Raw genomic sequence first — 13,793 nt, 5'->3', positions numbered from 1 at the left:
TCGACTAGCTGCCTGTAACTCATGGTGTTTTCTTTATGTTGTGGTGACTAAAGCTTACCACCAACAGGCAGTTAGTCTCTTCTCACCAGTTCAACCATGAGTGTTGCACTTATTATCTGAATTTAGGGTGTAAATAGAGATAATTTTCCAGAAATGAATTTTATCAGTGATACTGATGACCCCGCATTAGAATATATATTTAGGGGCAGGGGCAAGGTTCAAAGCGGTAAAACTTACTCGGTGAAGCCTTGCTTTAAGAATGGAACTGCGGGCAAAGATATTCATCTTGAGATACCAGAGAAAGACTATACAGATTTTAAAGGCGAAGCCGGTGCTGAGGTTTTACAGGGGTTGTCGGGAAGTGGCGTATTTATTCATGATAATGATTCATGCGAAGCTTTCCTAACTTCAATAGTAAGGTCTGTAAGCGAAGATAATTTCGTTGGTGTTAATTGTACTTGTATATCATTATTTAAAGAGCATTTAATCCCTGAAATAAACCTTATAGATTATAAGCATAAAGCTAGTGAAAAAAGTCCCCATTCTCAAAGTAAATTCATCGATTCCGCTCCCCAAATAGATATTGAGAAATTGACTCGGTCGATTTCGCACAACTTGATTTCTCAATTTATGCCTTCTTCATTAGGTAATTCAGATATAGCTGTATCGCATTCGTCCCCCCTAAGCCCAATTGAAAGTGTGCCGCTTCCTACAGCGATTGCTTCAAGAAACCAATTAATTGATAGCACTGTTTATTCACTTCAAAATTATAATACTGCGTGGTTGTATGGAGCAACAGGTGTAGGAAAAACCGTTGCGGCCAAGATGGCAGCTAAACACTTAGGAGGGCATTGGCTTGGAGCTAATCTAAGAGGGTTAAATTCTCAGGAAGTTTGTCAAATTTTAGCTAGTTCATTGATAAACCTTAATCATCAAGAAATAACGGGAGTCCTTATTGACGACCTTGAGTGTATCTTCACATCTATTGTTACCGAGAAATTACTTAGCCTTCATCATTTTTGTAAAAAAAATAATATTTTTATACTTTTCACATCGTCAAGAGTAACAGATGAAGATTACTTATATTCTGCTGAGCTCCCTCTGGAGGTTGAACAAAAAGTTGATGACTTTTCCGAGACAGATATAAAAGAGATTTTATCTGCTTTGGGTGTGACAGCGGATTATTGGGCAAGATATATATATATGTCTTCAGGTGGAGGACACCCTCAATTAGTTATCGCAATGATTCAAAGCATGAAAAAAAGCAAATGGAGCATTGAAGAATTTCGAACCTTAAACTCTTTATTGCAAAAAAATGAAACGGTAGAAAGAGTTAAGAAGAAAACAAGAGAACGGTTACTTCATGAGCTCCCTGCTAGCGCAAGGGAGATTGTCGAGCGAGTATCTCTAATTACAGGTAGATTCGATAGGAATCTGGTTCTTGATTTAGCTTTATTACCTCCTAAAATTGCAAACGCTGGAATTACCTTTGACAGCCTTGTAGGGTCTTGGATAGATCAACATGAAATGGATTGCTTTTCTTTATCACCATTGTTATCAAACTTTGCTGTCGCAACCTTAACCAAACAGCAGAGGAAACCGATTCAATGTGAAATTGCGGACTCAATCCTTCGTAAAAAAGTAATTGATCCAATTACTATGAATACTGCATTTATTGCAGCATTTTCAGGGGAGAATTCTAGAGCACTTGCACTTCTTTGTTATCCGATTCTAACTACTGAACTCAGTGAGCTTCAAATCATAGCCCCACATTTGATAATGTTTACTTTTTTGAATACAGACAATTCAATTTATGCACATGACTCGAATGTAAATCTTATGCTGAGAGGATCTCAGCTAATACTTTTAACATGCTTTGAAGATAAAAAAGATAGTTACTTAGAAACGTTTAACCGTTTTGAGATCGAAGCAGATAAATCTGATGCCCAAGAAGCTGGTAGCTCTGTATTAGTGCGGATAATGATATATTCAAAACTTTTATTGTCCCAGCCTAAATTTGGAAATTTACCGAACTGGAATTCCATAGTGATGAAGCTTAACACTCTATTTAAAAATAAAGCTGAGTTACTTCCTACTTCAATATCTCACAATGAAATTCCGACAGAAATTGAAGGCATATCAATTGTAAATTTTTTAATCATTAACCAACTTCATCAAATTAAAACAATAGAAGAATTAATCCCATTATTTGAGTTTATTGACACGTTAGGCTCAGATGCAAGAAAAGACCTATTTCAAACTATCGAGCAAATTGATTTTGGGGTAGATACTTTTGTTAGAGGGGCATGGCTGCATGAATATAAACGAGAAACGATTGATTGCGAAAAGCATTCAGCTATATTTTCTGAATTAGAATCTTTTGCTAATAGATGGGAACACAAGGAGCTAGCGGAAGTTTGCGTACAATTTACTGCAGTTATTTGGGATGAATCAGGAGGAAAAAAAGATAAAGCTCTTATGGTTATTGACTCAGGTTTATCAAAATATGGAAGCTCAAGTGCTTGCTTAATAAGAGCCAAAGCAAAAGTCCTATTTAGGGCAAAAGAGTATGGTAAAAGTCTTGCCCTTTCAAATCAGCTGATAGCTTCGAATGCTGTGCTTAATAGTGTCGAAAAAATATTCTTTTATAGGGATGCTGCTATTTGTGCAGAAAATATAAAGAATCACTCGTTAGCAAGAAAGTTTTATTTACTTGGAGCTTCTGCTAGCAAAGAAAGGGAATTACTAGAAAATAAACCTATGCAAGTAGGTTTTAAAGCAGATGCAGCCTTAGCAAGTTGGCGTAGTGGTAATAGAGAAGAATGCATTCAAGATCTTGCAGGTGTATTGTTGGAACTTAAAGACATAGAGCCTAAAAGTTCGTTACAAGCTGCTCATTGCCATGCAATATCTCGCCATATTTTGTTATGGCTTGAACAAGAAGCATCTAAGCAAAAGAAATTTGTAGTTAATGGTGAAAAGGTCACTATATACCCTGGAATCGTTAGCAATCCTGAACCTCACAAAGATATCGATAAACAAAGATTAACGCCTATCGAAATGGCTTGGTATATGTTGGCTTCGATAGAGAATTATTGTTCATTAGATGTAGGTATAGCCTCAAATCTTGTGGAACATTTACCTAAAGGCCCAATCGTGGAAGGTGAGCTTGCTTTAAGATCTTCTAGACTAGATACGGCCATTATAAATCCAAATGGAGAGTTATTAATTAGAGCATTGAAATGCTTTGTTTCAAATTTAAGCTATATTTCAACTAACGTGAAAATAAATAAATCGAAAGATATTAATTTCACATATCAAGCCCTACCAGAAGCAACAATAGCAGATTTTGAAATTTATAATGGTATCGTTGAGCACTACTTACTTAGCTTCGTTATCAGTTGTGCGCTCCAAAGCAAGTGGGATGAGGTTGATAAACTAGTAACACATATTTTAATGGAGCCAGAAGTAGTTATTCGGACAGAGTTAATTAGCATAATGGAAGGCAAGGAGATAAATACAACTGATGCAATAGCTCATAATTCTAAATTACTAATGAGATTACGCCATCAACAAAAAAAAACTTCTATAAGCCTAATTATCGGAGTATTTCACCAAACTTTAATCGCTATTAAAATTGGTATTGATATAAAGCAATCAAATTTAATATCTAGGCTAGCTTTTGAATCATTAAAAGTTAAATGGTTAGATTTTTGGGGACAACAAAGATACTTACTTAAAGATCCTGAATATCACTTTGTACACATAGATAAAGCCCTTTCAGTAAAAGATTACTCTTGGCCTAAGAATGTTCTGTGCTTAATGAAAGCTATTTTACCTACTTTAAATCTTAATAATGAACCAGAGGTTCGTAGCATTTTGGATGAACTAATGACTATATCTAGAGACCAATTCAAGGGAAACTCTGGCTAAGGCCGAAAACTTGGTAAAATCAACCAACTTTCTTTTCCAATGAAAGCTTAAAAAGTTAAATGACCTTTTGATGAGAAATAAAAATATAAGATAAGTATCTTAGAAAGAACCTCCTAGTACTATTGATCACATTGATTATTCATCTACATTAAATAACTGTTATTCATAATAACCTAACACCTAAACATTACACGAAGAAATACCGTGAAAGAAGTCGATAAAAATAGGAACGTTGTTATTTGTAAATCGGAAGTCCGCTTGGACTCCCGATTTACAAAAAAACCGCCTATTTACTACTTCCCAACCGCCGCCAAGATCCCCTTAATCTCAGGCACACAGGAGCCGCAGTTGGTACCGGCTTTACAGCATTTACCAACCTCTTGCGGGGTGGTGAGTTTGCCGTCTTTGATGGCGTTTTCGATGGTTTTGGCGCCGACGTTGAAGCAGGCGCAAACGATCTTGCCTACGTCCGGTGTGCCAAGTGGTGGTTTGCCGGTGAGCAGTGCCATGCGTTCGTCGGCTTCCAGCTCGGTTTCACGGGCGGGGTCAAACAGTGAGCCAATCCATTCCCGTTCTGGCAGGTGGCTGTCTGGGCCTGTGATTAGCACAGCCTGCAGTTCGCCTTCGTGGAAGCAGGCGGTACGGAAGACTTTTTTGGTTTGATCTTGGAAGGTTTGCCAGTCCAGCTCGCCGGAATACGGTTTGAGCTGATACGCGAGGTGACCTTGCCAGTTTTTCACGTCGCGTTTGCCCGCCAGTTCGTAACGGAAGTAGCCGTTGCCTTTGGCCAAGACCACATAATCAATGCCGTCCAACACCAGTGGGTGACGGGAAAGAATGAAACCATGCCATGCAGCGCTAAAGGCGGAGATTCGTACCGGCGTGTGTTTGCTTTCCGGCTGGAAGGACACCGGGTCAACTACCGGGTTGACCACGCCGCCCATACGGCTGTGGCTGCTGAATTGATCCGTCCAGTGCATGGGCACAAAGATCTCGCCTTGGGCAATGCGATCGGTGACGGTAACGCGCGCCAGCATCTTACCCCACTGGCTTTCGATCAATGCCAGTTGGCCTTGTTCTAAGCCATTGGCTTGAGCGTCGGCCGAAGTGATTTCCACAAAGGGTTCGGGCTTATGTTGGTTCAGCCGCGCCGATAAGCCGGTGCGCGTCATGGTGTGCCATTGATCACGCAAACGACCGGTGTTGAGGATCAACGGCCAATTCGCATCGGGTGCGTTTTTCGGTGCCCGGTGTTCGACCGCTACAAACTTGGCTTTGCGCGTTGGCGTGAAGAAGCCACCCTCGGCAAAGAGGCGTTTGGTGTTCTCGAAGTTGTTAATATCTTGCAGCGCATCACTGGACACAATCGGCCATTGGGTCGGCGGGAAGGACTGGTATTGCTCATCCGTAATTTCTGCCAAGCCTGAAATGTTAAAGCTGCGAAGTCGTTGTTCCGGTGAGTTTTCAAAGCCGGAGAAACGGGCGTGTTCTCTAAAAACATCCACAGGGGTTTCATACGGGAAGGCGTTCTCAAAGCCCATCTTTCTCGCCACCTGGGTGATGATCCACCAATCGGGTTTGGCGTTCCCGGCCAACGGCAATAAGGCCCGTTGTCTTGAAATACGACGTTCGGAGTTAGTGACGGTGCCGTCTTTCTCACTCCAACCCGCCGCCGGTAATTTCACATGCGCTAAATCGAGTGTGTCTGTGTGTGCCACGCAATCCGACACCACCACAAACTCACATTGTTGCAGCGCCTGTTTGACCTTATCGGCATTCGGCAGGCTCACCACCGGGTTGGTTGCCATGATCCAAATGGCTTTGATTTTCCCGTCCGCCACGGCATCAAACAGATCCACCGCCGGTAAGCCCGGTTTATCGGTGACATTGTCGGACTGCCAGAAACGCTGAACGATGTCTCTGTCTTGTTCGCTGAACTCCATGTGTGCGGCCAACTGGGTTGCCAAGCCACCCACTTCTCGGCCACCCATGGCATTCGGCTGACCGGTCAGAGAGAACGGCCCTGCCCCTTCTTTACCAATGCGGCCGGTAGCCAAGTGGCAGTTAATGATGGCGTTAACTTTGTCCGAACCAGACGACGATTGATTCACCCCTTGGCTGTACAACGTCAGGGTTTTATTGGTTTCTTTGAACCAACGATAGAAGGTCTCGACCACGTGCGGCGCCAAGCGACATTTCTCCGCCACGGTCGCGACGTTAAAGGCATCCAACTGAGCGGCTTGAATGGCCTGATCAAAACCTTCGGTGTGTTGATCGATGTAGTCCTGATCCAATGCGTTTTCTTGATAAAGGTACGCCAACAAGCCATTAAACAAAGCCACATCGGAGCCAACTTTTACAGGCACATGCAGATCGGCAATGTCACAACTGTCGGTCTTGCGTGGGTCGATCACCACCACTTTCAGGTTCGGGTTATTCTCTTTGGCCTGACGAATGCGTTGGAAGGAGACCGGGTGACACCATGCGGTGTTGGAACCCACCAGCACAATCAGGTCAGTGTGCTCATAGTCTTCATAGCAGTTAGGCACGGTATCAGAACCAAAGGCGCGCTTATGCCCAGACACAGAGGACGACATGCACAAGCGGCTGTTGGTATCCATGTTGCCGCTGCCTATGAAGCCCTTCATCAGCTTATTCGCCACGTAATAATCTTCGGTAAGCAGCTGACCGGAACCGTAGAAGGCCACCGCGTCTGGGCCATGTTCGTCGATCACTTGTTGGAACTTGCTGGCAACCATACTGATGGCATCGTCCCACGAGGCGGGACGGCCATAGATCTGTGGTTCCAACAAACGGCTCGATAAATCCAGGGTTTCAGCCAAGGCAGAGCCTTTGGAACATAAACGCCCGAAGTTGGATGGGTGTTCCGGGTCGCCTTTCACTTCGACGGTGCGTTGCGAGGGAGACACCGTCGCTTGAATACCACAACCGACACCACAATAGGCGCACGTCGTTTTGATGGTTTGAAGGTCCGTCACTTCTTTTACCGGAATTTCAATTGTTTCTACTGTCATGAAAGCTACCTTGGAAAGACGCTGTACCTGATAAAGCTATCGTCTGATCTCGGGTTAAGAACCCTATATCCCTGTTTGTTGGCGTGAGCCGGGAACCTGATACTGAGGCGCCCTTCTCTATTGGAAATACGCCTGACCGAAAATTAAATACTCGCGCATGGTTTCAATGTTGGTTCGCTGTTCCAGCAGGCTTTGATACCAGGCACCGTCTTTGGTATCGCCATAAAGCACCACGCCGATGATGCCGTTATTTTTCACCACGATCTTCTTATAAACCTGTGCCGATGGATCAGAGAACTTGATGATTTCAGAGTCTTCATCACCAATAAAATCACCAATGGAAAACAGGTTAATACCCGTTACTTTTAATTTAGTCGCGCTCGGTAAGGTTTTGTATTCGGCCATACCGTGACCGCTTAAATGATTGGCGCAGACTTTGGCTTGTTCAAATAACGGAGCCACCAGCCCAAAGGTATCGCCACGGTGTTGAATGCATTCGCCCACCGCATAAATCGACGGGTCAAAGGTTTGTAAGGTGTCGCTGACCACAATGCCACGTTCGCAATGAATGCCCGCCGCTTCGGCCAGTTTGTAATTCGGTCGAACGCCAATGGCCATCACAAACAAATCGCAAGGCAACTCAACCCCATCGGCAAACTGAGCCGCACAGACATGGCCTTCACCGTTATCGATTAAGGCCGTGGTTTTAGCGGACATTTTGAATTTCACGCCGCGCTTTTCCAGCTCCAATTGCAGCAGGTGTCCGGCGGTGTCGTCTAACTGACGATTCAGTAGGATTTCGTTGCTATGAATGACGGTCACGTCCATGCCGCGCTGCACCAGACCGTTGGCTGCTTCCAGCCCAAGCAAACCGCCACCCAACACCACCGCATGGCGTTTGCTCTCGCTGTAGCTGAGCATTTTGTTGACATCGAAAATGTCACGAAAGGCAATTACGCCGTCCAGATCATGACCGGGAATCGGCAGAATAAAGGGGTTGGAGCCGGTGGCGATCAGGAGCTTATCGTAATGGCATTCGGTGCCATCTTTGGCTATCACGCGCTTGCTGGTGCGATCAATCTCCACTACAGCCTTGTCTGGCCCGGCGTGAAGCGTAATGTGATTGTCTTCGTACCACTGACGATCATTAATGATGATGTCGTCAATGGACTTCTCCCCACATAACACAGGGGAAAGCATGATGCGGTTGTAGTTGCCGTAAGGTTCGGCACCGAACACCGTAATTTCAAACTTATCAGGGGCAGCAGAAAGCAACTCTTCTACGGCTTTCATCCCGGCCATACCATTGCCAATGACCACTAACTGCTGTTTCATTTCTAACTCCAATGGTGCGAATGAAGAAATGTGAAAATCAATGAGGTCAGAGTAAGTACAAGAGATTCCTTTACTCTGATCCCATTGATTCAAAGCCCCAAAATTGAGCTTTTATAATCATCACCCATTAAATTTAGCAATTGCTATACCACAGGAACTAACCCATTAAAATTAAAGGAAATATCGTAAATACCGAATCATTTTCCGGGAAGAACAAACACTAAAACGCACCAAAACAGAACACATACCCACAGGTACCCCTAGGTAAAGCATCCCTATTTTGGTGCGCAAATCTATAAGGTCAAAATCAATAAGGTCAGAGTAAGAACAATCCAGGCAGGATAAAGCCAGCCCCTAACTCAACTATCAAATTCACTTACTCTGACCCCATTGATTCTTGATGCTAGTTCACATTATTCCGACTCCAACACATTAGTTATCCACAGGGCCTGATACGGCGCGAGTATCATCTCTTGTGATAAATCGGTAATTTCCTCACCCGAGATCAGTTCATACCAACGATCCAACCCGATCAGGTTTACTTCCGTTAAAGCCAGCGTTTGCGGTTCATCGGAGATGTTATAAATGCAGAAAATACTCTGGCGGCGATCCATGCTCTGACGCCAGAAGCCGAACAATTGATCCCCCAGATGCAAAGTAAACTGAGTGGCATTCGGGTGGAATGCGCGCTGTTGAGTACGAATCTTCAGTAAGTCTTTTATCCGATGAAAGACTTTATGGTGATCATTCAGCGGATCATCGAGATTTTCTAGCAAGGCTTCCACATCCCAACGATGTCGGTTAATCGAGCGGTTGTGGTTTGTGTGCTTGAGTTTTTCGTAGTCGTTGCGTGTGCCCAACAGACTGTGAATGTACAAACCGGGAATACCTTCCAACGCAAACATGATGGCATGAGCACACACAAAGCGATCCAACGCCCAGCGGTCCGGCCCTTTGGTGGTGCCTTGTAAGGCATCGAATAAGGAAATGTTGATCTCGTACGGTTTGTTCTGACCATTATCCAGCGCACGCATGGAGACGCGTCCACCAAAGGATTGCATGGTGCTGATCAGCGTGTTGAGTTCCTGATCTTCCAGCAGCCCTTCTGCCGGTCGTAAGCCAATGCCGTCGTGTGAGGCGATGAAATTAAAATAGGCGGTGCCGTGTTGTGCCGGCGGCATACTCATCATCCATTGCTTGAGATAATGACAACTGCCGGTGACCAAGGTGTTCACCAATAACGGCGGCAGTGAGAAGTTATACACACAATGGGCTTCGTTGGAGTTCCCGAAGTACGCCAGGTTTTCCCGGTTCGGAATGTTGGTTTCGGTGATGATCACGGCGTCCGGTTGTGCGTGTTCAATCAGGCTTCGCATCAGTCGCACGATCTCGTGCGTCTCTTCCAGATTCAAACAGTTGGTGCCCAGTTTCTTCCACAGAAAGGCCACCGCATCAAGGCGGAACAGGCGCACGCCATTGTCGAGATACAGACGAATGATCCAGATAAATTCAATCAATACCTTGGGGTTGGTAAAGTCAAAATCCACCTGATCATGACTGAAGGTACACCACACATGTTGTGTGCCTTGCGCCGTTTCCACTTCTTTCAATAAGGAAGATGTTCTTGGGCGTACTACGTCTGACAAGTCCTGATTAGGGTCTGCGGTAAAGAAGAAATCGTACCCCGGCCCTTCGCCCTTGAGAAAGTTATCAAACCAGATACTGCGGCTGGAACAATGGTTGATCACCAAGTCTGCCATTAACCGATAATCTTCGGCGATGGCGTTAACATCGGGCCAACCACCGAGGGATTCATTGACGGCGGAATAGTTAATGACCGCAAAACCGTCGTCGGAACTGTACGGGTAAAACGGCAGAATATGCACACTGTTGATCACCTCTTTACAACGCTCGTCCAAAAAGCGTTTCAGAGTTTTCAGCGGTTTTTCCGCCAGACTTACGTCGCCATCCATGTCCGAAAAGCCGTATTCCTGCTCGCCAGACAAACAGGCTTGCTGGCTCTTCTTGGAACGGCGTTTTTCAAGACTGTCGCCGTAGGTAATCAACACCACATCCTGTTGAGTCCAGTGGTTTTGATACGGCACAGGATCAGACATTTCTTCGACCTTTTCATTCAGCCCCATCGCTGAAATCAGAGCTTCGGCAATCCCCGGGTAATCCGACACCCCATCAATCTCTCGATAGATAAATTCGAGTTGAGTTTCCAAGCGCTGACGAAGTTGCTCCAACACATCCGACATCACTGTTTTCTCCCTTTGACCTTCAACCGTTAAATCCCGATTTTTTTATCCAAGCACGTTAGTTCTAGCCCTTTAGTTCTAGCACTTTAGTTCTACCCCTTTAGTTCTAGAGCGTTAGCCAAGAAACTCTTCGTTGTCTTTTTCGACGGCGTCTTTCAGACGTTCGAACACGTCCGGCATGGCGCTGACAACGCGGTTCCAGCTTGGAATGAATGGGCGTTCCATCGGGCGTTCCAGGAAATGCTGACCGGCTTTCATGATGTTTTCGGCAAACATTTCAACGGCTTTTTCTTCGTTATGGATGTCCAGCTTCAGGCCATTCATCACCGCGTCGTTGTGGTAGGTTTCGACAAAATCCAGGGCAATTCGGTAATAGGTGGCTTTCAACGAACGGAAGGTTTCGGTGGTAAAGGTTTCACCCTGCGTTGCCAACTTACGGAACAGCGCTTTGGTGATGTCGATGGACATCTTCGACAAGCCCCCTTCATCGTTGCCGAACGACAAATCCTGATGCTTGTGATCGTAGGTTTTGGCGATGTCCACCTGACACAAGCGGTTGTGTGCATAGTTACGGTACATCTCAGACAGAACACCGATCTCCAAGCCCCAATCGCTTGGAATACGAATGTCATTAAGCACATCACGACGGAAGGAGAATTCACCCGCTAGCGGGTAACGGAAGCTGTCCATGTATTCGATGTAATCGCGATAACCCACCACACGTTTAAGCGATCTTAATAACGGCGTGACTAACAGGCGTGAGACTCGACCGTTGATCTTGCCGTCCGCCACGCGGGCGTAATAGCCCTTACAGAATTCGTAGTTGAAACGCGGGTTCGCCACCGGATAAATCAAACGGGCCAATAACTCGCGATCGTAAGTAAGGATGTCACAGTCATGCAGCGCCACCGATTCCGCACGACCAGAGGCCAACGTATAGCCCATGCAATACCACACATTTCGGCCTTTGCCCAACTCACGGGGGGCGACGCCCAGTTCATTCAGTTCCGCATCCAAAGCTTTCAAGCGCGGGCCATCATTCCACAACACCCGGTGATGCTGCGGTAATTCATTAAAGAATTTCAGTGCATGGCGATATTGCGCTTCATCGGCACGATCGAGGCCAATGACGATCTCCGACAGGTAAGGTACGTCTTTTAAATGCTGAATGATGTTGGGAAGTGCTTCGCCTTCCAACTCAGAAAACAACGACGGCAGGATCAACGACATTGGGCGAGATTTGGAAAACTCGACCAACTCTGATTCCAAATCCTCATGAGTGCGTTCCGATAAATTGTGCAGCGTAGTGATGATTCCATTCTGATAAAAATCTGCCATAACAACCTCAATGTTTAATTCATAAAAATTCTGTTCCGGGAGCCGATCCGACACTCCCGTTATTAATTACCAATACGAAAACCCAAATAACGACTGATGGTGTCGGCCCAGCCTTCCGGCCCCGAAAGATGGCTTTGAATAATCGACTGGGATGTTCTTAACTGCGGGGGATGTTTGGTGGGTGAACGGATGATAATCGGCTGGTCGCAGGCCTCCAGCATGGAGACATCGTTGTGGCTGTCGCCCAGCGCAATGGTGTGAATGGGCATATCAGGATCTCTGGCCTGATAAAAGGCTTTCAGCCACGCCACCGCCTTGCCTTTGTCACAGCCGTTGCTGAGGTGAAGAAAACGCCCGCCTTCCACAATCCAGATGCCTTCTTCCAGTAAGGCGTCTCTGAATTTTTCTTTGGTGATGTCATCACCGAACCACAGCACTGGCTCACTGTATTCCCGCTGATTGGCCTGTTGTGCGTCTTCCGCCGACAGCCCGGTAAATTCCTGAATGCCTTCGGTGCCTAACTTGCTGAAATAAGTGAACTGATTCGGAAAGCGCTCGGACATTTGTTCCAACAACTCAACCCAGTAACTGCGCCTTGGGGCAAAGGACCGAACCCAAAACTCTTCGCATTCGTCGGTGCCCTGGGGCTGAGACTTGAAGAAGCTTTTCGGAATGAAAATCGCTGCACCGTTCTCGACCACAAAGGGGTCTTTGTTATTGAGTTCTTTTCTCAGGGATAAGAGTTCTGCCCGCGTTTTACTGGTTACCGGAATCACCGGAATGCGAGCTTCTTCCAGAATGTGCAGCAGACTGATTGCCGGTTGAAAATTGTAGTTATAGTGATCCAACAGCGTGCCATCGAGGTCCGTAAAAATCAGAACCTGATGCGAGGATCGAAGTAATTTCCCTTGTTGGTTTTCGGTCACAGTTACTCTCCTTCTGAGTGGGAGATTGAATTTAGATGGGAGAAGGTATGACGTGCCGTCCATGCCTGAATGCCCTGGTCGGCGTTGAGCTGCCAGACCACATCGGCCTGTTCCGGTAAGCGGCTCAATAGTTCATCCGTGATGCGTTGATAGAACTGTATGAACTCAGCGATTTGCTCGGGGGACATCAAACCGGACATAGAAGCCTTATTTGTAGATGATTGCAGCTTCGCCTTCAGTTTTTCTTCTTGTTCTAATCGCCATTGATACACGCACTCGAAAGACGGTGCTTTTAGCATCAACCAGCAATCCATAAAGGCATAAAGAGGTTCATAATCGGTGGTCAGCAGTGTATTCACATGCCGACGCCAGATGCCTTCCGCATCCTGTTCTGATTCCAGAGAATTGACCGGTGCGTCTAATGCATCTTCTGTTTGATGTCGGGCACCCCAACACCAGCCTTCGAAGACGATGATGTCCACTGGCTGAGTTATCGTTGTCCATTCAGAGAGCTCAACACGGTCATCTATCGACTTGTCGAAACGAGGAATGTTCGTAGCTTTTCCTACCGCCAATGATGACAACACATTCACCATCAGCGCGGTATCGTGTGTGCCAGGTACGCCACGGGTTTTAAATAACGGGTGTACGTACTCAGCAAGCTCACGACGCTCAGCCTTGGTGAGATAAAAATCATCCAATGAAATCGCCAGCGCTGATTTACCCTGCGCTTCAAACCACTGCACCAGATAATCCGCCAGAGTGGTTTTCCCGGAACCCTGACAACCATTTACCCCGACAAAATAAGGGGCTTGCTTGATTACCTGCTGTTCAAGGATGGCTTGAGCAACGGGCTCAAAATTCACCTGAGCACTGTTCCCGTAACTCTCGGGTAACCTGTGCTTCGCGAGGAACGTTTGATAAAACGCCTGCTGTTCTTTCATATGGACCATGCGCTCACCGAT

7 protein-coding genes are annotated in these 13,793 nt (G+C 45.8%); 1 reads left to right on the top strand and 6 read right to left on the bottom strand.

The genetic code is table 11. From position 1 onward, the window contains the following. Positions 1 to 153: 153 nt before the first annotated feature. Positions 154 to 3,933, top strand: a complete 3,780-nt coding sequence (locus QQL66_RS19750) for a hypothetical protein (RefSeq protein WP_284383852.1) — start codon at positions 154 to 156, stop codon at positions 3,931 to 3,933. Between the two features lie 293 nt (positions 3,934 to 4,226). Here QQL66_RS19750 and QQL66_RS19745 read toward each other — a convergent pair whose 3' ends face one another. From QQL66_RS19745 to QQL66_RS19720, 6 genes are all read right to left on the bottom strand, one after another. After that, positions 4,227 to 6,968, bottom strand: a complete 2,742-nt coding sequence (locus tag QQL66_RS19745; protein ID WP_284383850.1) for a nitrate reductase — start codon at positions 6,966 to 6,968, stop codon at positions 4,227 to 4,229. A gap of 117 nt (positions 6,969 to 7,085) precedes the next feature. Next, the gene (locus QQL66_RS19740; RefSeq protein WP_284383849.1) at positions 7,086 to 8,303 is read right to left on the bottom strand and encodes an NAD(P)/FAD-dependent oxidoreductase; all 1,218 of its coding nucleotides are present in this window, start codon (positions 8,301 to 8,303) and stop codon (positions 7,086 to 7,088) included. Between the two features lie 413 nt (positions 8,304 to 8,716). After that, on the bottom strand, positions 8,717 to 10,564 hold the full coding sequence (locus tag QQL66_RS19735; RefSeq protein ID WP_284383848.1) for a sugar phosphorylase: 1,848 nt from the start codon (positions 10,562 to 10,564) through the stop codon (positions 8,717 to 8,719). A 114-nt stretch (positions 10,565 to 10,678) separates the two neighbouring features. Continuing rightward, a complete protein-coding gene (locus tag QQL66_RS19730; protein WP_284383847.1) occupies positions 10,679 to 11,902 on the bottom strand; it encodes a glycosyltransferase family protein in 1,224 nt (407 codons plus the stop codon). A 62-nt stretch (positions 11,903 to 11,964) separates the two neighbouring features. Beyond that, the gene (locus QQL66_RS19725) at positions 11,965 to 12,828 is read right to left on the bottom strand and encodes an HAD-IIB family hydrolase (RefSeq protein ID WP_284383846.1); all 864 of its coding nucleotides are present in this window, start codon (positions 12,826 to 12,828) and stop codon (positions 11,965 to 11,967) included. Between the two features lie 2 nt (positions 12,829 to 12,830). Continuing rightward, positions 12,831 to 13,781 (bottom strand): hypothetical protein, encoded by a 951-nt coding sequence (locus tag QQL66_RS19720; RefSeq protein ID WP_284383845.1) that lies wholly within the window; start codon positions 13,779 to 13,781, stop codon positions 12,831 to 12,833. Between the last annotated feature and the right edge of the window lie 12 nt (positions 13,782 to 13,793).

The organism is Litoribrevibacter albus, assembly GCF_030159995.1.
In the GTDB taxonomy this organism is placed as follows: Bacteria; Pseudomonadota; Gammaproteobacteria; order Pseudomonadales; family Litoribrevibacteraceae; genus Litoribrevibacter; species Litoribrevibacter albus.
The sequence above is the reverse complement of the archived record's forward strand: the minus strand, read 5'-3'. Positions and strand labels throughout refer to the sequence as shown.

Excerpts from the sequence above, each read along its gene's own strand:
- QQL66_RS19750 (WP_284383852.1), top strand. The coding sequence starts at position 154 with ATGAATTTTATCAGTGATACTGATGACCCCGCATTAGAATATATATTT.
- QQL66_RS19745 (WP_284383850.1), bottom strand. The coding sequence starts at position 6,968 with ATGACAGTAGAAACAATTGAAATTCCGGTAAAAGAAGTGACGGACCTT.
- QQL66_RS19740 (WP_284383849.1), bottom strand. The coding sequence starts at position 8,303 with ATGAAACAGCAGTTAGTGGTCATTGGCAATGGTATGGCCGGGATGAAA.
- QQL66_RS19735 (WP_284383848.1), bottom strand. The coding sequence starts at position 10,564 with ATGTCGGATGTGTTGGAGCAACTTCGTCAGCGCTTGGAAACTCAACTC.
- QQL66_RS19730 (WP_284383847.1), bottom strand. The coding sequence starts at position 11,902 with ATGGCAGATTTTTATCAGAATGGAATCATCACTACGCTGCACAATTTA.
- QQL66_RS19720 (WP_284383845.1), bottom strand. The coding sequence starts at position 13,781 with ATGGTCCATATGAAAGAACAGCAGGCGTTTTATCAAACGTTCCTCGCG.